The organism is Polaribacter sp. L3A8, from assembly GCF_009796785.1.
In the GTDB taxonomy this organism is placed as follows: domain Bacteria; phylum Bacteroidota; class Bacteroidia; order Flavobacteriales; family Flavobacteriaceae; genus Polaribacter.
Genome location: NZ_CP047026.1, coordinates 978,763 through 1,002,119, shown reverse-complemented (window position 1 = coordinate 1,002,119; position 23,357 = coordinate 978,763). Strand labels below are relative to the sequence as shown.

22 protein-coding genes and 1 pseudogene are annotated in these 23,357 nt (G+C 30.2%); 18 read left to right on the top strand and 5 right to left on the bottom strand.

The features are described from left to right. Positions 1-421 precede the first annotated feature (421 nt). The 10 genes from GQR92_RS03810 to GQR92_RS03765 all read left to right on the top strand — a co-directional run bounded on the left by GQR92_RS03810 (position 422) and on the right by GQR92_RS03765 (position 11,246). The gene (locus GQR92_RS03810) at positions 422-2,170 is read left to right on the top strand and encodes a TrkH family potassium uptake protein (protein WP_158837876.1); all 1,749 of its coding nucleotides are present in this window, start codon (positions 422-424) and stop codon (positions 2,168-2,170) included. A 4-nt stretch (positions 2,171-2,174) separates the two neighbouring features. Further along, positions 2,175-2,858, top strand: a complete 684-nt coding sequence (locus tag GQR92_RS03805; RefSeq protein WP_158837875.1) for a potassium channel family protein — start codon at positions 2,175-2,177, stop codon at positions 2,856-2,858. Between the two features lie 37 nt (positions 2,859-2,895). Continuing rightward, on the top strand, positions 2,896-3,465 hold the full coding sequence (locus GQR92_RS03800; protein ID WP_158837874.1) for a helix-turn-helix domain-containing protein: 570 nt from the start codon (positions 2,896-2,898) through the stop codon (positions 3,463-3,465). Between the two features lie 100 nt (positions 3,466-3,565). Next, entirely contained in the window at positions 3,566-5,779 is a 2,214-nt protein-coding gene (locus tag GQR92_RS03795) for a heavy metal translocating P-type ATPase (RefSeq protein ID WP_199269178.1), read from the top strand. Between the two features lie 12 nt (positions 5,780-5,791). Beyond that, on the top strand, positions 5,792-6,001 hold the full coding sequence (locus tag GQR92_RS03790; protein WP_158837873.1) for a heavy-metal-associated domain-containing protein: 210 nt from the start codon (positions 5,792-5,794) through the stop codon (positions 5,999-6,001). A gap of 157 nt (positions 6,002-6,158) precedes the next feature. Continuing rightward, positions 6,159-7,436: an APC family permease gene (locus GQR92_RS03785; protein WP_158837872.1), complete on the top strand. Its 1,278-nt coding sequence runs from the start codon at positions 6,159-6,161 to the stop codon at positions 7,434-7,436. Further along, the gene (locus tag GQR92_RS03780; protein WP_158837871.1) at positions 7,437-8,054 is read left to right on the top strand and encodes a MarC family protein; all 618 of its coding nucleotides are present in this window, start codon (positions 7,437-7,439) and stop codon (positions 8,052-8,054) included. Between the two features lie 269 nt (positions 8,055-8,323). Next, positions 8,324-9,265 carry a sce7726 family protein gene (locus GQR92_RS03775; protein ID WP_158837870.1) on the top strand — a complete coding sequence of 314 codons (942 nt, stop codon included), beginning with the start codon at positions 8,324-8,326 and terminating at the stop codon, positions 9,263-9,265. Then, entirely contained in the window at positions 9,247-10,185 is a 939-nt protein-coding gene (locus tag GQR92_RS03770) for a sce7725 family protein (RefSeq protein WP_158837869.1), read from the top strand. The genes GQR92_RS03775 and GQR92_RS03770 overlap by 19 nt, the downstream gene beginning before the upstream one ends. Before the next feature lie 38 nt (positions 10,186-10,223). After that, the gene (locus tag GQR92_RS03765) at positions 10,224-11,246 is read left to right on the top strand and encodes an RES domain-containing protein (RefSeq protein ID WP_158837868.1); all 1,023 of its coding nucleotides are present in this window, start codon (positions 10,224-10,226) and stop codon (positions 11,244-11,246) included. Between the two features lie 172 nt (positions 11,247-11,418). On the opposite strand, the gene GQR92_RS03760 is transcribed toward GQR92_RS03765, so the two are convergent. Next, the gene (locus GQR92_RS03760) at positions 11,419-12,342 is read right to left on the bottom strand and encodes a LysR substrate-binding domain-containing protein (protein ID WP_158837867.1); all 924 of its coding nucleotides are present in this window, start codon (positions 12,340-12,342) and stop codon (positions 11,419-11,421) included. A gap of 102 nt (positions 12,343-12,444) precedes the next feature. Here GQR92_RS03760 and GQR92_RS03755 point away from each other — a divergent pair, with 102 nt between their 5' ends. Together GQR92_RS03755 and GQR92_RS03750 are read left to right on the top strand one after the other, a co-directional pair. After that, a complete protein-coding gene (locus GQR92_RS03755) occupies positions 12,445-13,977 on the top strand; it encodes a catalase (RefSeq protein ID WP_233269995.1) in 1,533 nt (510 codons plus the stop codon). A 64-nt stretch (positions 13,978-14,041) separates the two neighbouring features. Beyond that, a complete protein-coding gene (locus GQR92_RS03750) occupies positions 14,042-14,557 on the top strand; it encodes an ankyrin repeat domain-containing protein (protein ID WP_158837866.1) in 516 nt (171 codons plus the stop codon). A gap of 131 nt (positions 14,558-14,688) precedes the next feature. Here GQR92_RS03750 and GQR92_RS03745 read toward each other — a convergent pair whose 3' ends face one another. Together GQR92_RS03745 and lon are read right to left on the bottom strand one after the other, a co-directional pair. Beyond that, positions 14,689-15,480 (bottom strand): phosphocholine cytidylyltransferase family protein, encoded by a 792-nt coding sequence (locus tag GQR92_RS03745; protein WP_158837865.1) that lies wholly within the window; start codon positions 15,478-15,480, stop codon positions 14,689-14,691. A gap of 312 nt (positions 15,481-15,792) precedes the next feature. Continuing rightward, the gene (gene lon / locus GQR92_RS03740) at positions 15,793-18,246 is read right to left on the bottom strand and encodes an endopeptidase La (protein WP_158837864.1); all 2,454 of its coding nucleotides are present in this window, start codon (positions 18,244-18,246) and stop codon (positions 15,793-15,795) included. Positions 18,247-18,483: 237 nt separating this feature from the next. On the opposite strand from lon, the gene GQR92_RS03735 reads away from it, so the two are divergent. Together GQR92_RS03735 and GQR92_RS03730 are read left to right on the top strand one after the other, a co-directional pair. Beyond that, positions 18,484-18,777, top strand: a complete 294-nt coding sequence (locus tag GQR92_RS03735) for a type II toxin-antitoxin system HigB family toxin (protein WP_105048863.1) — start codon at positions 18,484-18,486, stop codon at positions 18,775-18,777. A gap of 1 nt (position 18,778) precedes the next feature. Continuing rightward, positions 18,779-19,135, top strand: coding sequence for a helix-turn-helix domain-containing protein (locus GQR92_RS03730; protein WP_158837863.1), 357 nt, complete (start codon positions 18,779-18,781; stop codon positions 19,133-19,135). Position 19,136: 1 nt separating this feature from the next. Here the strand turns inward: GQR92_RS03730 and GQR92_RS03725 are convergent, their stop codons facing one another. Next, positions 19,137-19,796, bottom strand: coding sequence for a class I SAM-dependent methyltransferase (locus GQR92_RS03725; RefSeq protein WP_158837862.1), 660 nt, complete (start codon positions 19,794-19,796; stop codon positions 19,137-19,139). 250 nt (positions 19,797-20,046) lie between these two features. Between GQR92_RS03725 and GQR92_RS03720 the strand changes: the two genes are divergently transcribed. The 4 genes from GQR92_RS03720 to GQR92_RS03705 are packed head-to-tail and all read left to right on the top strand — an operon-like array spanning position 20,047 to position 22,952. Next, a complete protein-coding gene (locus tag GQR92_RS03720) occupies positions 20,047-20,613 on the top strand; it encodes an RNA polymerase sigma factor (RefSeq protein WP_199269177.1) in 567 nt (188 codons plus the stop codon). After that, complete coding sequence (locus GQR92_RS03715) at positions 20,603-21,127, top strand: hypothetical protein (RefSeq protein ID WP_158837861.1); 525 nt, start codon at positions 20,603-20,605, stop codon at positions 21,125-21,127. The genes GQR92_RS03720 and GQR92_RS03715 overlap by 11 nt, the downstream gene beginning before the upstream one ends. Continuing rightward, complete coding sequence (locus GQR92_RS03710; protein WP_158837860.1) at positions 21,111-22,184, top strand: hypothetical protein; 1,074 nt, start codon at positions 21,111-21,113, stop codon at positions 22,182-22,184. Before GQR92_RS03715 ends, GQR92_RS03710 begins: the two co-directional genes overlap by 17 nt. A 33-nt stretch (positions 22,185-22,217) precedes the next feature. Next, complete coding sequence (locus GQR92_RS03705; RefSeq protein ID WP_158837859.1) at positions 22,218-22,952, top strand: head GIN domain-containing protein; 735 nt, start codon at positions 22,218-22,220, stop codon at positions 22,950-22,952. Between the two features lie 16 nt (positions 22,953-22,968). Here the strand turns inward: GQR92_RS03705 and GQR92_RS03700 are convergent. Beyond that, positions 22,969-23,355, bottom strand: a pseudogene (locus GQR92_RS03700) (DUF1853 family protein); the annotation flags it as partial. Positions 23,356-23,357: the final 2 nt, after the last annotated feature.

Here is a 23,357-nt window from a genome sequence, read left to right as displayed (position 1 = left end):
CCTTATTCTTGATTCGGGATGACATTAATAATCAAAATTACATAAAATTCGGTACATTTTTTTGATAAATAGTTAAAGTTCTATTTTAGATTTGTTAGACTGATAAATCTTTCTCTCTAATGATGATATAGTTTTTTTCTGAGCTTGAAAAAGATAACTTTGTACCTAGAATTAGGCTTATTGCTTTATAACTGAGGTTTATCATAAAAACGATTTTATTTAAGGTTAAATTTTGATGCTTGTTTCAAATTAATACCTAAATTTAATCTCTATTAGCGGTACAAAAAATTAAAGGTTAAGAAGGTCGCTTATTAAAATGAAATAGAACAATTACTTGTTATAAAACACTACTGCATTGACTTCTGCCATTGAAGACAAATATTAAAAACGGAATACGAATTATGAAGATTATTTTTGCAAAATGAATATTGCTTTTAAAAAAATATATAAGTCTGCATTTTGGGCAAGTGTTTTAGGGTTGTTTGCTTTTATATTTCATTTTGGTTTTGAGCAATCTATTTTTGTACAGCAGCTTATAGATGGCTTTTACTTTATTGTAATTGCATTAGGCTTAACGTCTACTTTTGTGCGGTATTATGAAAATCCGCATCTTTTAAAAAGGAATGTATTGGTCTTTGACCTCCTTTCTATCGGATATCTATTAGGTATTATTTATATGTATTTGTTTGTTGGTGAATCCTTTCAAACAGATTTGGTTTTAGACAATCCGTTGTGGTTGGTTTTTGCTGTTATTTTATCATTTATAAGAGAGTTTTCTGAATTGAAATTAAATTTCAATAGAATTTATTTGAACCCTGCTCAGTTATTTATTTTAAGTTTTTTAACCATCATCTTTTTAGGCTCTTTATTATTGATGATGCCAAAAGCAACCTATAATGGTTTGCCTTTTATAGATGCTTTGTTTACGTCTGCAAGTGCTGTTTGTGTTACAGGATTGGCTGTAGTAGATACGGGTTCTTACTTTACCGTTTTTGGGCAATCTATCATTTTAATTCTAATTCAAATTGGTGGTTTAGGAATTTTAACTTTTGCGAGCTATTTTAGTTATTTCTTTAAAGGTGGTAGCACGTATGAGAATCAATTAACGTTAAGTGAAATGACAAATTCACAAAGAATTGGAGGTGTTTTTAATACCTTAAAAAATATTATTGTAATCACTGTAACGGTAGAGTTAATCGCCGCCATACTTATTTACGTTTCTTTAGATGATGCCTTAGTAACCAATTTTGTAGACAAAGCTTTTTTCTCTGTTTTTCATGCTATATCTGCTTTTTGTAACGCAGGTTTTTCTACGTTAAGTAATAGTATTTATGAAGTTGGTTTTCGTTTTAATTATCCTTTACAACTGGTTATTATTGCTACTTTTTTTCTTGGGAGTTTAGGGTTTCCTATTGTAGTAAACCTCTTAAAATATTTAAAACATGTTATTCTTAATTTTTTTAAGTTTCAATCTTATAGAAAAACCTATAAACCTTGGGTACTAAAAATTAACAGCCGAATTAATTTAGTTACTACTTTATCTCTTACAGGTATTGCTTTTATACTTTTCTTTATTATAGAATACCATAATACTTTAGAAGAACATTCGCTTTTTGGTAAAATGGTCAATGCTTTATTTATTGCAACCACACCTAGAACAGCCGGTTTTAATTCGGTAGACATGACTGCTTTGGCATCTCCAACAATAATGATTACCTTTTTATTAATGTGGATTGGAGCTTCGCCTGCATCCACCGGAGGTGGTATAAAAACCAGTACTTTTGCCATTGCTATTTTAAATATACTCAGTTTAGCAAAAGGTAAAAACAGAATAGAAGTATACCGAAGAGAAATTGCAGATATTTCTGTAAAAAGAGCATTTGCAACCATAGCACTGTCATTAATTGTAATAGGTTCTAGTATTATGCTAATTACTATTTTTAACCCAGAATTAGGGTTGTTAAAAATCGCTTTCGAAAGTTTTTCTGCCTATAGTACTGTTGGTTTAAGTTTAGGTATTACGTCTAGTCTTGGTACGGCAAGCAAATTAGTTGTAATTGCTATTATGTTTATAGGAAGAGTAAGTATGCTTTCTATAATGGTAGCCGTTTTTAGAAAAATTAAACATAAAAATTATCGCTACCCAAGCGAAGAAATAACCATAAACTAATATTATGAAATATATTATTGTAGGACTCGGAAATTTTGGTGCTCCATTGGCAGAAAAACTAACTACGCAAGGAAATGAAGTTATTGGGATAGATAGCAATATGGCAAAAGTTGAATTGTATAAAGAAAGAATTTCTCATACTATTTGTATGGATGCTACGGATGAATCTACCGTTTCTGGATTGCCATTAAGTGATACCGATGTGGTTATTATCGCCTTTGGGCAAGATCAAGGAGCTAATGTTATGACAACGGCATTGTTTAAAAATTTTCAAGTAAAACGATTAATTAGTAGGGCGATAAATCCTTTGCACGAAAAAGTTTTAAACGCCATTGGTATTGAAGAAATAGTGCATCCAGAAGAAGAATCTGCAGAGCGTTGGGCTAAAAAATTATGTTTAACAAATGTGGTTGATTCTTTTGAGTTGAGTGCAGATTTTAGCATTATTGAGGTAAATATACCTGAAAGATATATTGGTAGCACTATTAAGGAAATTCAGCTTCGTAGAAAATACAATATCTTAGCGTTAACCACCATTAAAAAAAGAAAAGTAAAATCTCTTGTTGGTAAATCTAGAAACGAAGAACAGGTGCAAGGTGTAATTGCACCAGATACCGTTTTAAGTGAAAATGATATTTTAGTAATCTATGGTGCTAATAAAGATTTAAGAAAATTTACCAATAAATAATCAAAAATAAACCCTAATTACTCTTTAAAATCTAAAAATGGACACAGATACAATCTATATAAAAAACATGGTTTGTCCACGTTGTGTTGATGTGGTAAAAGAAATTTGTGCAGATTTACAGATCTCTATTCAACACCTTCAGTTAGGGAAGTTAGAAAGTACTACAGTAATAAATGATGCTTTAAAATTAGCATTGGGTACGCGTTTAAAAGAAAGAGGTTTTGAGTTGTTAGAGGATAAGAATCAAAAAATTATAACGCAAATTAAAGCCTTAATAATTGCACAAGTACATCACTCTAAAGAACCTTTAAATATCAATTTTTCAGATTATATTTCTGATGAATTACAGCATGATTATGCTTCTCTTAGTAGGCTTTTTTCTTCTGTAGAAGGGATTACTATAGAACGTTTTATTTTAAAACAGAAAATAGAACATGTAAAAGAACTCCTTTTTTACAAAGAATATTCGCTTTCAGAAATTGCTATTCAAATGAATTATAGCAGTGTAGCACATCTTTCTGCGCAGTTTAAAAAAGAAACAGGTATGTCTCCTTCTCAGTTTAAAAAGATGAAAGATCCCAAGCATCAATCTTTAGATTCGCTTTAAGTAAAATCATTAAATCAGAATTATACAAATGATACTCATAATTCTGTAACAAATTTGGTGTACAGTAGCTGTACTTTTGTAGTACAATAAAAGTGATAGCATGAAAGAAGAATATAAAGTAGCTGGTATGACGTGTGCATCATGTGCTATCAGTATTGAATCTTACTTAAAACCACAAAAAGGAATTCTTGACGTTGCTGTAAATTACCCAAATCAATCGGTGACCATTTCATATGACGAGAATATTATTCCGTTGGAAACTATTGGGAATAAAGTTAAAGAAATAGGTTTTAAATTGATTTTAGGCACAAAAGAAGATACTAAAAAAGAGTTTGAAGCCTTAGAAGCAAAAAGATTAGCAACCCTTAAAAAGAAGTTGATTTTCGCTGCAATCTTTTCGGTGCCTATTTTTATCATGTCTATGTTTTTAATAGGTAAAATACCGTATGAAAATTGGATTATGATGGCGCTTGCACTGCCTGTTTTATTTTATAGTGGTGCAGAGTTTTACACCATTGCATGGAAAAGGTTAAAGAGTTTTTCTACAAATATGGATACATTGGTGGCACTAAGTACCGGAATTGCCTTTTTGTTTAGTGTGTTTAATACCGTAAATCCGCAGTATTTTTTAAGCAAAGGTTTGGTACCTCATGTGTATTTCGAATCGGCAGTAATTATTATTACGTTAATTTTATTAGGACGTTTTTTTGAAGAAAAAGCAAAAAGTAAAACTTCTTCTGCCATTAAAAAATTAATGGGTTTAAAACCTAAAAAAGTAACCGCAATTAGAAATGGCGAAGAAAAAGTAATCTCTTATGATGAAATTCTAAAAGGAGAACTCATTATCTTAAAACCTGGAGATAAAATTCCTGTAGACGGAAAAGTAAAAAAGGGAACTTCTTTTATAGATGAAAGCATGATTTCTGGAGAACCGATTCCGGTAGAAAAAATGAAGGGAAGCAAAGTTTTTGCAGGTACTATCAATCAGAAAGGATCTTTAAGAATTATTGCTACTAAAATTGGTGATGAAACTTTACTATCTCAAATTATTAAATTGGTAGAAGAAGCACAATCTAGCAAGCCTGCTATTCAGAAATTGGCAGATAAAATTGCAGGTATATTTGTGCCTATTGTAATTGGTTTAGCAATAGTGACTTCCGTTTTATGGTATTTCTTAGGGCCAGATCCTTCTATAACCTACGCATTATTAACACCAATTACTGTTTTAATTATTGCTTGTCCGTGTGCTTTAGGTTTGGCAACTCCAACCGCTTTAATGGTGGGTATTGGTAAAGGAGCACAACAAGGAATTTTAATAAAAGACGCGCAAGCATTAGAAACGGCTTATAAAATTGATACTTTAATATTAGACAAAACAGGAACCATCACCGAAGGAAAACCAAAAGTAACCGATTTAATTTGGGATAAAAATACAGTTTCTACCGAACTAGAAAAAGTAGTATTTGCCATAGAATCAGAATCAGAGCATCCTATTGCAGAAGCAATTGTGGCACATTTAAAAACGATAGATAAAGAAAATGTTCCTATCGATTCTTTTACAAGTATTACTGGTTTAGGAGCAGAAGCAACCTATAAAAACGAACTATATAGAATAGGGAATGAGAGTTTAATGGTTCAAAAGGAAATTACAATTCCTACCCAATTGAGTACGAAAGCAAATAGTTTAAAATCAGAAGCAAAAACAGTGGTGTATGTAGCGCATAAAAATACCGTAGTTGGTATTATTGCAGTAGCCGATAAAGTAAAAGAAACAACGCTTGCTGCGATACAGAAATTACAACAAATGGGCATAGAAATACATATGTTAACTGGCGATAATGAGCAAACTGCAAAAGCAATTGCCAACAAAGTTGGGATAAAAAACTACCAAGCCAATGTAATGCCTGCAGACAAAGGTGCTTTTGTTAAAAAACTACAAGCAGAAGGAAAAGTGGTTGCGATGGCCGGAGATGGAATTAATGACTCGCACGCTTTGGCACAAGCAGATGTTGGGATTGCTATGGGAAGCGGAACAGATATTGCTATGGAAAGTGCAGGAATCACGTTAATGCATTCCGATTTAAAACAGATTTCTAAAGCGATTCAATTATCTAAAGCAACGATGAAAACCATCAAACAGAATTTATTCTGGGCATTTATTTACAACCTTATTGCCATTCCTATTGCAGCAGGAGCATTGTATCCCATCAACGGATTTTTATTAAACCCAATGATTGCTGGGGCTGCAATGTCTATGAGTTCTATATCTGTACTCTCTAACAGTTTAAGACTAAAAAATAAAAATATTAATTAAAAATAAAAAAAGATGACAACCGTAAAATACAAAACAAATATCCATTGTGGAAGTTGCATTAAATCTGTAACCCCTGCGTTAAATAATTTAGATAACGTAGATTTATGGAAAGTAGATTTAGAACACGATGATAAAATTTTAGAAGTAACTTTAGATGATGAAGATAAAAACAGTGTAATAGAAGCTGTAAAAAGTGTAGGTTTCGAAATTGAAGAAATTTAATAAGAAATTAAAAAGAAGAATAAGTAAGTTCTATTTATAGTGCAAAGAAGCATAAAGGCTCAAAACACAATTACGTTGTTTTGAGCTTTTATTTTATAAGGAAATTTGATACTGAATCCTTTAATAAAATTTACCTTTATACTTTAAATCACCACAAATGAACAAAAAAATAGGATTAAAAGAAGCAATATCTATTGGCGTAGGCGGAATGGTAGGTGGTGGAATTTTTGCAGTTCTTGGTCTTGCGGTATCACTCGCAAAAGGAGGAACACCTATTGCTTTTTTATTGGCAGGAATTTTGGCTTTAATAACCTCTTACAGTTACGTAAAACTATCAATAGCGTACCCAAATAGGGGAGGAACGGTAAAGTTTATCAACCAAGGGTTTGGTAAAACGGTGTTTAGTGGTGCAATTAATAATCTTTTATGGGTAAGTTATATTATAATGCTTTCTCTTTATGCTTCTGCGTTTGGTTCTTATGCGCCTAATTTATTAGAAATTACACCCCATAAAACCATCGATTTTCATATTTATGCCAGTGGTATCATTGTTTTGGCAACTGTAATAAATTATTATAGTGTTGCTGTGGTTGGTAAAATAGAAGCTTATGCTGTTGTTATTAAACTGATAATTTTAGTGGCCTTTATTTTTATTGGAGGTTACGGGTTAATAGGAAATCCAGAACTGACGCAATTGGCAGTGACTAATTGGGAAGCTCCTATTAAATTATTTGCTGGCGGAATGGTTATTTTTGTGGCCTACGAAGGCTTTGAGTTAATAGCAAATGCAGCGCCTGATATTATCAATCCAGAAAAAAATATTTCTAGAGCTTATTACATCTCGGTTATTTTTGTTATTATTTTGTACATTATTATTGCAATTGTTACGGTAGGTTCTCTTCCTTTTTCAAAAATTGCTACTGCAGAAGATTATGTTTTGGCAGAAGCCGCAAAACCAATGTTAGGACAAATTGGTTTTTCTATAATTACGGTGGCCGCTTTAATTTCTACGTTTTCGGCAATAAATGCTTCTTTATTAGGTGCTAGCCGTGTAAATTATGAAATTGCAGAAGAAGACGAGCTAGATCATCATTTTTTAGCAAAATTATGGAACCAACCTATTGGGTTATTGGTAACCGCCATTGCTACTTTAATTCTTGTAAATATTCTCGATTTAGAAAGTATCTCTACAGCAGGTAGTGTTGGGTTTTTACTTATTTTTGGTATTGTAAATTTTGTTGGTTTTAGATTGTCTAAAAACACAGGAAGCAATAAAGTAATTCCGTTAATGGGTTTTGTTTTATGTATGCTTGCCACCATTATTTTAATAAACCAACAGTACGAAACGAATCTATTGGGAGTACTCATTTCTATTTCAATTATAGGGTTTTGTTTTATAGCGGAATGGATTTATAAAAAAACAGAAAAAAAATAAATGGATAATCTTTTAACGTTTTCAATTACTGTATTTACCGGTTTTTTAGCCATTATGAATCCGGTTTCTAATTTACCAATTTTCTTAACTTTATTAGACGGAGCAAGTAAAGAAACTAAGCAAAGAATAAATAAACGGGCTGTTATAATCGCTTTTATTATTGTTACTGTTTTTGTGGTTTTAGGAAAATTTATTTTCGAGTTATTTGGAATAACGATTCCTGCCTTTAAGATTACAGGTGGTATTTTAATCTTTTTTGTTGGTTTCGAAATGTTACAATCAAAGAAATCGAATATAAAGCATCTAAAAAGTATAGACATTGATGAAAACATTGCGGTTTCGCCTTTAGCGATTCCTATTTTAGCAGGACCAGGAACCATTGTAACTGCCATGAACTTTGTGTCTGATGCTAGTTATATTCACATTGGTTTGGTGATACTTATTTTCGGGGTTATGTGCTTGTTAACCTATATTACTTTTGGTTTAAGCGATTATATTGTTCGAAAAATAGGGAACAATGTTATTTCTGTAATTGGTAAAATAATGGGATTAATCATTGCTATTATTGGTACAAGTATGATTATTGAAGGAATAAAAATTTCTTTTAATTTGGCTTAGAATAAAGGTGAAATAAAAAACACTTCTTCGTAAAAACGATATAAAAACCTCTAATTTCTGTAATGGTTACAGTTAAATTGGAGTTTTTTTTGTTATTGTTTTGTGGGGGTGTTGTTTTTGTAAAAAGATAGGTTTACTTTAAAAGAGTGTTATTTAAATGTTGATAAACAGAGTTGTTTAATAATTGATTTTTTAGAGTAAAAAAACTAACTTAATTCTAGTATTATTGTTAACTTTAATTAAAATTATAGTTTTTGAATTAAGTTTGATTGGAAATAAATCAAAATAGAACAAGATCAAAATGGTTTTTTGTACCTTTGAAAACAATGAATATAAACAATAACATAGAAGGTTTAAGGAGTTTATCTCAAATATTTTCAACTGCCAATTTCAATAAAATTGTTAGAAAAAAAGACTATGTTAATACTTTTGAAAGAATTAAAAAACATACAACTTTCTCTAATTCAATAACCAATTTAGAATTATTGGATAATGTTTATAACGAATTATTGGAATCTTATCGTAGTGAGTATGTTTATAAAAATACACTAATAAATAAAAAACTATTAAAAAAATATAGTCTTAAAAATACAATAGTATTAAATGAGTTTAAAATAGGAAACTCAATTGCTGACTTTATTTTACTCAATGGAAAAGCAAGAGTTTTTGAAATTAAAACAGAACTTGACGGACTTGAGAAATTAGAAAAACAGATTTCTGATTATTATTCATTTGCCACTGATGTTTATATTGTTGCGAGTTCAAAGCATATAGAAAAGTTAATATCTTTATATAATGAAACTAAAGTTGGAATAATTGAACTTACCCAAAAGAATAGTTTAAAAGAAATTAAACCTGCTTTATCTAATATTGATTTACTAGATCATTCTGTAATATTTAAGTCTTTGAGAAAAAATGAGTATATTAATGCTTTAAAAGAAAATTCTATTCAAATACCTAAAGTACCAAACACTTTAATTTTTAAAGAATGCTTTAATCTTGCGAATGATATTGATATTGTAGATTTTCAAAAAAGTGCAATAAAAGTACTAAAGAAAAGAAATCTTAAAAATCCAGATTTATTAAAAGACAAAAGAGTACCTAGTTATTTAAAACATATTTGCTATTCACTTAATTTATCTAAACCTGAATATGAGGAATTAAACTCGTTTCTAAATAAACCAAGTAATTTATGTATTTCCCATATTTAAGAGGTAAACAATTTGAATTAATAGCACTAAGAGAACTTAGTGAGGTTATGTCTGCTAAAAGTGATAAAATTTCGCCGATAATTGAACCTGTGAAAGATTCTAGTACATTAGCCAGTACACTGAAAGAGCTTGTTGAAAAAAAAATAAATTTTAATTTTATTGTAAATCCTAGAGTTGGAAATTTTATTAATTCCTCAGATGGACTTATCGAAATTTTAAAAGAAAATTTAAAAGGTTATACAAATTTTCAAATAGGTGTTATCATAGACAAAAAAACACAACAAGGAATTCCTGAATTATTAGCATTTTCGGATAAAATCAATATAAATCATAATGGTTTTACTTTAATTCATAATTCTGAAATAGAAGAAAATGCTATCCAACAGCTAAATGATAATTTAGAAATTAAGTATAACCTTATTTATTTTTCTAAAACTAGTAGAAGATATTATAGAGAGTTTAATCAAGAAACTCGAGTTAGTTTAGATGATTATTTTAGAAAACTAGATAGAAATGCAGATTATTTACAAGTTCCTGTAAGTGACTTTTCGGAAGAGTATAAGTATTACACAGATGATAATTTTGTAGGGTTTGGTGATTTTCTAACAATAGGAGATAATTATTCAGAGTCAGGTTTTTTACCTAGAGCAGTTGCAATACACCTATCGTATATTGACCAAAATAAAATAAAGATTAGGCATTTTACATCTGATTCTAATCAGGATTCATCAGATATTGGAGGTAAATTTGCAGAAGCATTACAAAAACTTGTTAATTGGTGTAATGAAACAAATATTACGGAAACAGAAGGTATTAAAGCGTTTAAAGAATTATATGACAGAGGACACTTTCCTGGTCTAGGTAGTATAAAGAAAATATCTACGATTAATCATATTGAATTGGTAATAACTAATATATAGGTATGAATTGTTGTATTAGTTGTTTTACTAGTTCGTATTTGACAAATATTATTCAATCAAACAAAGAAAAAGGAGATTGTAGTTTTTGTGATGCAAAAAATACTAATGTATATTTAGCAAAGGAACTTTTGCCTTTTTTTAGAAATATTTTTAACCTTTACAAAGTAGATGAAAGTTCTAAGGTTTCTCTTTGGGATGCAATTAATAATGATTTTGATATTATAGAACCTGATTGTTTAACAAATAGTGAATCTCTTTTTAAAGCAATAGCTCAATCTGAATATGAAGAATTTTCTAATCTTTTTGAAAACAATGTATCGCAAGAATCTAAAGAACTTTTAGACATCAAATCAAATGAAGTTCAAAGTATTTGGGATAGATTTAAGTCAGAAATAAAATATAAAAATAGATTTCATATCAGTAAATCGAATTTAATAAACCTAGAAGTCTTAGAAACATTTTTTAATAGTGAGTCTTTTATTAAAATAATAAAAAAAGGCAGAAGTTTTTATAGATGTAGAATTTCAAATAAAACTGGATATGAAAATAAGGATATGTGGAATCCTCAAAATAAATTTGCAACTAGTGGAAGAGCTAATCCAAAAGGAATTTCTTATCTATATTTGGGAAGTCGTATAGAAACAACATTTTACGAATCTAGAGCAAGTTTGTTCGATTATGCCAGTGTTGCTGAGTTCAGATTAAAAGATGACATTAAAATCTTGGATTTAAGAAATCCAGAATATGATATTATTAGTTGGTCTGAGGACGATATTATTGATATATTTCTAACTCATGCAAACTTTATAAAAACCTTACAAGAAGAAATTTCTTTACCGATTAGAAAGCAAGATAAAGATTTAGACTACATACCAACTCAATACATTTCAGAATATATAAAGTCTCTTGGCTTTGATGGTGTAGAATATCAAAGTTCATTAGATAATGAAGGTTATAATTTAGCTATTTTCAATCCTAATAAATTTGATTGTATTGAAACCAAAGTTTATGATATAAATAGTATAAAACTTAACTATACAGAAATTATAAATAAAAAATAGTTAAACGTAAGCGATTATAATAAACCAACAAACAAGTCTAGCCCTGATTGAAACGACATCCTTTTTTCTTTCATTTTTGCATTCGCAAGAAATGAAAGAAAAAAGATACAGTCTTTCGACTTCGGTCAAGATAAATTCCAAGCAGGAAATAGCTTCTAAAAATAATTTTAAATTATTTCCAATTAATTTTAATAAACCGGTTGTTTTTTACAAATTCTGTAGGTATTTTTTCTAAAACTTCTACTCGAATAGCATCGATTAAACTGTCTTTGGCTAAAGAATGATGTACAGCAATACTAATCTCTCTTATGGGTTTTGGGTCTTCGAAATTAATGTGACAACCAATATCGTTTTTGTTAATTGCCATTTCGGGTACTAAAGTAAATCCGCCATAATTATCTACCATCTTTTTTAAAGCTTCTATAGAACCACTTTGAAATTGAATGCTTTTTGGGCTTGTGTTTTTAGAGCAGATGTTTAAAACCTGGTTTCTAAAACAATGTCCGCTTTTTAACAGCCAAATATTATCTAAATTTTCTATTTCTTTTGCAGAAACTACTTTTTTATCTTTTGGAAACAGTCCTTTTTGTCCGTAAAAAACAAATGGTTCGTTGTATAATTTTATTTCTCTAATAAAAGATTCGTTAAGTGGAGTTACTAAAATACCGATGTCAATTTCTCTTTTTTGTAATGCAGCAATAATATTTTCTGTCTGCATTTCTTCGATAATTAATGTTGTGTTTTGATATTTTTCTGAAAAAGAACCAGAAATTAACGGAATTAAATAGGGAGAAACAGTTGGTATAATTCCTATTCTATAAACACCATCCATACTATCTAACTCGGTGTTTACCATGTTTTTTAACTCGCTAACTTCTCTTAGTATTACTTTTGTTTTATTGATAAATACTTCACCTAAATTTGTGGGTTTAAATGGAGATTTACTTTTATCGAAGATAGAAAAACCAATTTCGTCTTCTAATTTTTTAACTTGAATTGTAATTGTAGGTTGGGTAACAAAACATTTTTCTGCAGCTGTTACAAAATGCCTATAGGTGTCTAAGGCAATTACATATTCTAATTGTTGAAGTGTCATACTATATTGATTTTAGCAATACAAGGATATAAACTATTAATTTGATTTATGAGAAGAGCTGATTGATATTTGTACTTTAATTATAAATAAAACTAATTACAAATGAAAACACGATTAATAACATTTATCGCTTTGTCTGTAGTCCTTTTTGGATTTGCACAAAATAATAGCGGCAAAAACACAATTACAACAAATGGAGGAGTCCCTGTTGGTGACAATCAAAATTCTAAAACGGTAGGCGAGTACGGACCTGTTTTATTAGAAGACATTTATTTAATAGAAAAACTAGCTGCTTTTGATAGAGAAAGAATTCCGGAAAGAGTTGTGCATCCAAGAGGAGCAGGAGCATCTGGTTATTTTGAAGCAACAAAAGACATGTCTGCATATACAAAAGCAGTCCTTTTTTCTGAAGCCGGTAAAAAAACAGATTTAGCGGTAAGATTATCTACTGTAATACACGGTAAAGGATCTCCGGAAACAGCAAGAGACCCAAGAGGATTTGCAGTAAAATTTTATACAGAGCAAGGAAATTATGATATTGTAGGTAATAATTTACCTGTGTTTTTTATTAGAGATGCTATTAAGTTTCCAGATATGGTGCATTCTTTAAAACCGTCTCTAGAAACAAATAAGCAAGATGCTAATAGGTATTTCGATTTCTTTTCTAACGTACCAGAAGCAACAAACATGATTACAAGATTATGGACAGATTTAGGGATACCAAAAGGATACCAATATATGAACGGTAGTAGTGTACATGGTTACAAGTGGGTTAATACTGCTGGTAAAGTAACGTATGTAAAGTATTCTTGGGTTTCTAAACAAGGAGAAAAAAACTTAACTGCAGAAGAGGCAGCGATACAACAAAGTAAAGATTGGCAACATGCAACGGTAAGTTTACGTAAAGATATTGATGATAAAAACTATCCGCAATGGGATTTATATGTACAAATGATAAAACCAGAGGATATGCATTCTTTTGATTTTTGGCCTTTAGATGCAACCAAAGATTGGCCTGCAGATAAAATTGAAAAAATTAAGATTGGTACAATGACTTTAAACCAAAATCCTGTAAATTATTTTGAACAAGTAGAAAGCATTGCTTTTTCTCCAGGTGCTTTAATTCCTGGTGTAGAACCATCTGAAGATAAGTTATTACAAGGAAGATTGTTTTCTTATTTTGATACGCAAAGACACAGATTAGGACCTAATTTTCAGCAATTAAAAATTAACAAGCCTTTAAAAGACCCTAGTAATTATAATTCTGATGGTTGGTTAAGTGCAGGAAACAAAAGATTTGAAAACCCAGATGTAAATTACCAACCAAGTAGTAGCGCTGCGTTAGCAGAAGACCCACAGTATAAGCAAGTAGAAACTACGCTTACAAATGTAACGATTACACAAAAGAAGATTTCTAAAACAAATGATTTTGCACAAGCAGGAGATTTTTATAGATCGCTTTCTAAGCAGCAACAAGATAATTTAATTAAAAATTTAAGTGGAGATTTAGGTCAGGTTACTGATAAAAAAATTCAAATGAAAATGATTACATTTTTCTATAAAGCAGATAGAGATTATGGAATGAGAATTGCAAAAGCTTTGGGATTTTCTGCAAAAGATTTTATGAAGCATTAAATATATTAATAATAAATTAAAAAGAGGAAGCTTAAAACTTCCTCTTTTTTAAATTAAACATATTATGAAACAAATTACATTTATTTTAATTATAATTTTATCATCTACTATTTCTGCTCAGTCTATTTTTGAAGCTTCTAGAAATGGTGATTTAGATAAAATTAAAGCTCTTTATGCTTTAGATAATAATTCTATAAACACAGCAGACAATAAGGGTTTTACGCCTTTAATTTTATCGGCTTATAATAACCAACCAAAAGTTGTTGCTTTTTTATTAGAAAAAGGAGTTGCCGTAGATGCTAAAGATATATCTGGTAACACAGCTTTAATGGGGGTTTGTTTTAAAGGATCTATTACTATTGTTAAAATATTAATAGAGAATGGGGCAGGTGTTAATATGCAAAATTATAATGGGGCAACAGCTTTAATTTATGCGAGTACTTTTGGTCATACAGAAATAGTGCAGTATTTATTGGTTAATAATGCGGATAAAAATTTTACAGATAATAGAGGAAACACTGCTTTAAAGCATGCCGTTATGCAAGATAATACAGCAATTATTACACTTTTAGATAAGTAATTAAATATTTTAGTTTTTCAATAACCTCAAAAACAAGTCTAGCCCTGATTGAAGCGATTGTTTGAGCTCTTTTTATTCTTTTTCAGAATAAAAAAGCGAGTGCGGAAAGCAGGAAATAGCTTCTAAAAAAATTAATAAAGAGCGTAGGTAACCTCTTCTTCAGCAGCTACTGGAAATAATTTTTCCGCTTCGGCTAAATCTAAAATAGTATCTACTTCGTACCAAGGTTTTTCATCGAAAGAAACTGCTTCGAATGCTAGTGTTTTTTCGGCTACTAAGGTGGTAAAAACGGTTTCGTAATAGGCGTTTACGTTTCCAGCTTCAATATATTGATTCAGTTTTTTGGTAACTTCTTGCCAAGATTCTAAAGAGAAACTATAAATATTTACGGTTTTATAGCGGGTTTCTGTATACGGTTCTGTGGTGCCTGGTTGAAACTGCATTACCTTGTTTTGGTTATTTAAAGTTACGGTAGTTCCGTTTAACCAAGGTTGCATTTTTGCTACGGCAATTCTATTTGGATACCTCATGTGGGTTAATAGAGCGGTGTCTAAAACCAAGTCGCTCTCTAGAAGTACAAAAGGTTCTTTGATGCTGTTACGAGCCATCCAAAGTGAGTAAATATTGTTGGTGGTTTTGTATAGCGGACTGTGTACATACTCGATACTTAAACCGTCTGTTTGGTTGCCTAAAAAGTCTACAATACATTCTTGTTTATAGCCGGTTACAATAACAAGACGTGTAAAACCTTGGTCTTTTAAATTGGTAACAAGACGTGCCAGCATAGATTCTTCGCTAACTAAGGTTAAGCATTTAGGAGCGTCTTTTGTGATTGGAAAAAGACGACTTCCGGTGCCGGCAGCTAGTAATAATGCTGTTGTAATGCGTGGGGTATTTGTATTGTTTTTAGAAATAGTAGTCATGTAATATTGCGTTGAGGGATCGTATCAAAAAAAAACATAAAAGCATTTTAAAAGCTTTTATGTGAATTAAATTTAATGTTTTAATATGCTATTTATGGATAATGAAATAAAAACAGATAAAGGTTAACAATGTAATGATAGCATTACAAAAGAGCGCTTTTTAAGTTTGTTTTTTTGCAAATTTACTGCGCTAAGACGGAACTAGCTATTTATATTTAATAATTTACTACAGAAAAAATATTCGTTCGTAAAAGGGCATAAAAAGGCCTCTAATTACCAATTCAATATCAGCATATTAGAGGCTTTTTTAAATTATACTAATTTTTTAGCGTTCTGTACTTTTTGCTTTGTAAGTGCTATTTCTATTACTTCTTTCATTTCTGTAACATAATGGAACGTCATGCCTTTTAGGTAGCTTTCTTTGATTTCTAAAATGTCTTTTTCGTTTTCTTTACACAGAATAATTTCTTTAATATTTGCTCTTTTAGCAGCTAATATTTTTTCTTTAATTCCGCCAACGGGTAACACTTTTCCACGTAAGGTAATTTCGCCTGTCATGGCTAATTTGTTTTTAATTTTACGTTGTGTAAAAGAAGAAACTAAAGACGTTAACATGGTAATACCTGCACTTGGTCCGTCTTTAGGTGTTGCGCCTTCTGGTACGTGAATGTGTACGTTGTATTTTTCTAAAATTTCTTGTTTAATTCCAAATTCTTCTGCATTCGATTTTATGTATTGTAAGGCAATGGTTGCAGATTCTTTCATTACGGTACCTAAATTACCTGTAATAGAAAGGTTTCCTTTTCCTTTAGATAAAATAGATTCTATAAATAAAATGTCTCCACCAACGCTGGTCCAAGCTAAACCTGTAACAACACCAGCAACATCATTATTCTCGAATTTATCTCTAAATCTTGGTGTTCCTAAAATATCTTCTATTTTTTCTGATGAAAGAGCAACGTCATATTCTTCTTCTAAAGCAATAGATTTTGCTGCAAAACGTACCACTTTGGCAATTTTCTTTTCTAAACCACGTACACCAGATTCTCTTGTATAGCCTTCTACAATTTGCTCTAATTGTTTTTTACCTAACTTTAAATCTTTGGTTGTTAAACCGTGTTCTTTTAATTGTTTGGGTAATAAATGTCTTTTGGCAATTTCTACTTTTTCTTCTATCGTATAACCGGTAACATTTATAATTTCCATTCTATCGCGCAATGCCCAAGGAATTTGACCTAAGTTATTTGCGGTTGCAATAAAAAGTACTTTAGATAAATCGTACCCAACTTCTAAATAATTATCGTAAAAAGCTTCGTTTTGCTCAGGATCTAAAACTTCTAACATTGCAGAAGATGGATCTCCTTGATGGCTATTGCTTAGTTTGTCTATTTCATCTAAAACAAAAACAGGGTTAGACGTTCCTGCCTTTTTTAAATTCTGAATTAAACGCCCTGGCATGGCACCAATATAAGTTTTTCTGTGTCCTCTAATTTCTGCCTCATCACGTAAACCACCTAAAGACATACGTACGTATTTACGTCCTAATGCTTCTGCAACAGATTTACCTAAAGAAGTTTTACCAACTCCTGGAGGTCCGTATAAACAGATAATTGGCGATTTCATATCTCCTCTTAACTTTAAAACCGCTAAGTGCTCTATAATTCTTTCTTTTACTTTTTCTAAACCAAAATGATCTCTATCTAAAACCTTTGTAGCAAATTTTAAATCGAATTTATCTTCAGAATAAATTCCCCAAGGTAACTCTAGCAACAATTCTAAATAGCTTCTCTGAACACCATATTCAGCCGCTTGCGGATTCATTCTTTTTAATCGATTGATTTCTTTCTCGAAAGTATCTGCAACTTCTTTATTCCATTTCTTGGTTTTTGCTTGCTTGCGCATTTCTTCTAACTCTTCGTCATTAGAAACGCCACCAAGTTCATCCTGAATGGTTTTTAATTGCTGATGTAAATAATACTCACGTTGTTGTTGGTCTAAATCTTCGCGAGTTTTAGACTGAATATCGTTACGTAATTTTAATTTCTGAAGCTCTTTGTTTAAGTTTTTTAAGGCTAACAAAGCACGTTCTTTTAGATTGTCTTTTTCTAAAATTATTTGTTTTTGCGCCACAGATAAATCCATGTTCGATGAAATGAAATTCACCAAAAACGAATCTGATTTTATGTTTTTAATCGCAAAAGAAGCTTCACTAGGTAACATTGGGTTTTCCTTAATTACTTCTAAAGCTTGTTCTTTTATAGATTCTATAATAGCTTCAAATTCTTTTTCGTCATCAACTTCTCGGTCTTCAATAGCTTCTTTTACAGTAGCTTTTAAGTACGGTTTGTCTTGAACGATGGTATCAATTTCGAAACGTTTTTTACCTTGTATGATAACGGTTGTATTACCATCAGGCATTTTTAAAACACGTAAAATTTGTGCAACAACACCTGTTGTATGAATGTCTGCTAAACCTGGTTCTTCTACTTCTTCGTTCTTTTGAGCAACAACTCCAATTACTTTATCGCCTTTGTTTGCATCTTTTATCAACTGTATAGAAGCATCTCTACCCGCTGTAATAGGTATTACAACTCCAGGAAACAAAACGGTGTTTCTAAGTGGTAAAATTGCTAAAACTTCCGGAACGCTTTCCTTGTTAATTATCTCCTCATCTTCTGGAGTCATTAACGGAATTAATTCTGAATCTTCATTTAACATGCTATGTAGCGACAAATTGTCTAAATGCATTATTTTTGGTTTGCTCATCTGTTATATCTCTGTCATACTGACATTGATTTTTAAATAGTGTAAAATCAAGATCAATTTGTTGTTTTTAGTTTATTGATAATCAGTAAATTGATTGTAATTTTTCTGATTCTCTAATATATAAAAACAATTGTTGTGCCAAGGTTTAAATTTAGTTTGATTCAGTTTTATTCATTGTATATATTTAAATATTCCCGTTTCGGGAACTTTTTGTATATTTGCTTAAAGAAAAAAAATGTGAGAGTTATTGCAAAACGAACTTTAAGGGATTTTTGGTTAAAACATTCCGATTCGGAACAGCAACTAACAGCTTGGTACCGAGAAATGGAAAGAGCTAACTGGGAATCTTTCAATGAATTAAAAAAGGAATATCCAAGTGCTAGTATTTTAACGGATAACCGAGTAGTGTTTAATATAAAAGGAAATAATTATAGGTTAATTGTGAAGTTTAATTTAGAATACCAAATATGTTGGATTCGATTTCTAGGTACGCACGCAGCATATGATAAAGTTAACGCAAACGAAATTTAAGATGAATATTAAACCAATAAAAAATGAAGTAGATTATCAAAAATCTTTAGATAGGTTAGAGGTGATTTTTGATGCTAAAAAAGATACAAAAAATGGTGATGAATTAGAGATTCTATCAATTTTAATTGATAAATATGAAAATGAGGTTTTCCCTATTGGTTTTCCAGATCCTATTGAGGCTATTAAATTTAGAATGGAGCAAATGGGGTTAAAACAAAAAGATTTGGCCGAAGTTATTGGGTTTAAAAGTCGTGTAAGTGAAATTTTAAACAAAAAAAGAAAACTGACTTTAGAAATGATTAGAAACTTAAATGTAAAATTACATATTCCTACAGAGGTTTTGGTACAAGATTATTAATTTAAAGCAAACGGTAGAGCGTAGTTACAATAATCCCTTTACCATCCTTTAAAGTATAAGAGAATAGTTGTTTTTCTTCTTTCACTTTTAAGTGAAATGGTGCTGCTAATAAGTCTATTCCGCTTTGTTTTTTAATTCGAATTCCTTGTCCGGATATAATATCTTTATTGGGCATAAAATTACCAAAAGGCAAGTGCTCTGTGAGGATGATGTATTTATAATTGATTAATTTTTGTACTACATTTTTTACTTCTTTGTTAGATAAATGTTGCAGTACTTGTCTTAAGATAACACAATCTGCAGCAGGTAAGTTATCTACAGCAATATCTAAACAACGGAATTCTAAATTTGTTGTTTGAAACGTTTTTGTATTGTGCTTTATTAAATTTGAAACAATATCTACAGCAATATAGTTTTTGGTAAATGGTACCAATTGGTTGCCAATATTAAAATCTCCACAACCTAAATCGCAAACCGTAATTGGTGTTTTAAATGTTTTTAAAAAGGCACAAACAACATCAATATAAGGTGTTATTATTTCTGGTTGATGAGAGCCAGAACCAGAATAAAATTCGGTGTTATTGCTTCCCCAAAGATTTAGTTCATACACCTGTTCCATCGCTTTTTTTGTAGGCCAAGGCTTCTTTATTTTTTTATCCATAGAAATTAAAAAGACAATTATAAGTCATCAAAAGTACTATTAAAACAAATGATTTTCTATTGATAGCAAGAATATAAGTACTACCCTTTTTTTTTATCATTTTTGCAATAGCTATTTCTAATTCCGTAATTAAAGGAAGTATCCGTAAAAATGGACCTCAATTTATACACTTAATAAAAAAAGAGTAATTTTATTTATAGAAACCGTCACAAATTGAAAACATATTAGTCTATATAATACAAACGTTTTATTGGAAACTAATCAACCACATATAACCAACCTTATAAAACGCTGCAAAAAGTCGGATAAAAACGCACAGTTAGATTTGTACAAAGCCTATTACCAAGCAATGTACAATACTGCATATCGTATTTTAAAAGATAATTTTGAAGCGGAAGATATTATGCAAGAAGCGTTTTTAACGGTTTTTACAAAGATGGATAGCTATAAGGGTGAAGTAACTTTTGGAGCTTGGTTAAAAAGAATTGTCATCAATAAAAGTTTAACGCAATTAAAAAAGAACAACCGATATCAAGAGGTGAAAATGGAAGTAATTTATGATGATGAAGTAGAAGAAGAACCCATTGATTATGTAGGTTTAAAAGCAAAAGATGTATTGCGTTGTTTGCAAAGTTTAAAAGAAAATTACAGATTGGTATTAACATTGTACTTAGTAGAAGGATATGATTATGAAGAAATTTCGCAAATTTTAGAGTATACAAATGAAAATGTGAGAACCACAGTTTCTAGAGCAAAAAAGAAATTAAAGCAAGTATTACTTGCAGAGAATAGTAAAGCACAAGCGTATGGAAGATAAATTAAATCAATTTTTTTCTGAAAATGAATTCGACTTTCAAGAACCACATATAGGTCATTTAGACCGTTTTGAACGTAAATTAAATCAACAAAAGAAAACTGTTAAAACTTCTTGGAAATGGTTGTCGGTTGCAGCTTCAGTAGTTTTAATACTTGGCTTTTGGTTGGGAAGTAGTCATCAAAAAAGACAATTAGACTTGGCAGATGTTTCTCCTAAAATGGAAGAAGTACAAAGCTACTTTGTTTCTACAATTCATCAAGAATTAAAAACCTTAGAAAAAAATAGAAATTTAGATACAGAAAAAATTATAGAAAGTGCTTTAGAAGAGTTAGAAGAGTTAGAAGATGAATACAAAGTTTTTGTAAAAGATTTGACTAAAAATGGAGAGCAAAGAGAAATAATTAGTGCAATGATTAAAAATTATCAACAACGTTTAGATGTTTTAGAGAATACCTTAAAACAAATAGAACAAGTTAAAAACACTAATTTAGTCCAAGATGAAATCTATATATAAAATTACACTCATATTTCTTTTACTCCCTTTGTTGGCAAATGCAAGCATAGATAAAAAGAAGTACGAAAAAAACAAGGTTGTAAAAAAGGTTTTCGCAGTAAATGCGGATGCTAAAGTGGCACTTAATAATAAATACGGTAACTTAAATATTACTACTTGGGATAAAAATAGTGTAGAAATTGAAGTTACAATTACCATACAAGGAGATGATTTAGATGATGTAGAAGATACATTTTCTACTATAAATATTGCTTTTAACTCTAGTGCATCTTTGGTAGAAGCAAAAACAATTATCAGTAATAAAAAAAGTAGTTGGTCTTGGTTTGGTAAGAGTAAAAGTATCAACTATAAAATTAATTATGTAGTAAAAATGCCAAGATCTAATTCTGTAGATTTAAACAATGATTATGGTAATATTTACTTAGATAATTTAGAGGGTAAGGCAGTTATTAATTGCGATTATGGTAAAGTAGCTATTGGTAATTTGTTTGCAGATGATAATGATATCAACTTAGATTATTCTCCGAGTTCTACTATTCACTTCATAAAAAGTGGTAACGTAAATATTGATTATTCTAAATTAAATATAGAAGCTTCTAAACAAATAAAAATCAATTCAGATTATTCAAGCACAAAATTAGAAAAGGCAGGAAGTGTTAATTTTAATTGTGATTATGGTTCTATTTCTATTGAAGAGGCAGATAATATCAACGGAAATTCTGACTATGTAAGTATGCGTTTTGGAACGGTAAATAAAAACTTAACAATTGAAACAGATTATGGTTCTTTAACAGTAAAAAACTTGGCAAAAGGTTTCGAAAATGTTGATATCAATGGAGAATATGCAGGTATCAGAATTAATGTAGATCTAGATGCTGTTTTCGATTTTATAATCGATTTAGAGTATGCTGGTTTTAGTAGAGATGATGATAAAATAGAACTTTTTAAAAGTATTTCTAAATCGACAAAAAAATATTACGAAGGTAAATTCGGTAAAGGAAACACCCATTCTAAATTGAAGATTACTTCTCAGTATGGAGGCGTAAGTATTAAATAAGATTAAAAACAATCAACCAAAACAATAACAATCATGAATAAAAAAACGATTCTAACCTGTTTAATTTTAACCATCACTTTTGCTGTAAATGCACAAAATTGGTTTGGAAATAGTACAAAAATAAAAGGAAACGGAAATGTAGTTACAGAAACAAGAACAACTGTAGATTATAATGGCGTTTCTGTAGGTGGTTCTTTTGATGTAATTCTAGTAAAAGGAAAAGAAGGTAAAATTACCATTAAAGGAGAAGAAAACATTATTCCTTATATAGAAATGGAAATTTCTGGAGATATTTTAAAAATTCAGTATAAGAAAAATACCAATATAAATACAACAAAAAAAGTAACTATAACGGTGCCTTATCACCATATAGAAAGTGTTGCTTTAGGAGGTTCTGGAAATGTTTCTGCAACATCGTTAATTAAAGCAGACGATTTTAAAGTGAATTTAGGTGGTTCTGGAAACATTGATTTAAAAGTAACTGCAGACACTATAAAAGCTTCTGTTGGCGGTTCTGGAAACATTAATTTAGAAGGAAATGCTAACGAGTTAACGTGTTCTATTGCAGGTTCTGGTAGTGTTAGTGCTTATGGTTTAGAAACTGATGAGGTTTATGCAAACATTGCTGGTTCTGGAAGTATTAAAGTAACTGTAAAATCTAAAATTAAAGCAAATTTAGTAGGCTCTGGTAATGTTTATTACAAAGGAAATCCTAAAAAGGTAGATGCTAAAACGGTTGGTTCGGGTGCTATTATTGATAAAAATTAAATTCTAAATTAGAGCATTACCACCAAACTAAAAATATTTTTACAAGTTCGCCATTTTGCTTTTTCATCCAGCAAAGTGGCGAACTTTTTCTTTGAAAATATACCTCGGAAGCTTGGTTAAAATCATCCATCTTTAACCAGTTTACGTTTTTATGAGGAACAACAATCCAATCTTTTTTATTTGGGATAAAAAATTTACAATCTTTAAACTGTGCTAATTCGTTTTTGTTGATGTAAAACCCAACAATACAATCTTGATTTAAAACAGATAATTGAATGTTTTTATCTAAATAAGGAACAAATAATTGTCCTTTAAAATAAACCTGTTGTACAATATCTGTAGCTTTTAAGTTGATGGTTTTTAAATAAGAAACACATTCGTTAGAGTAGAGCAGAGGCAATTGTT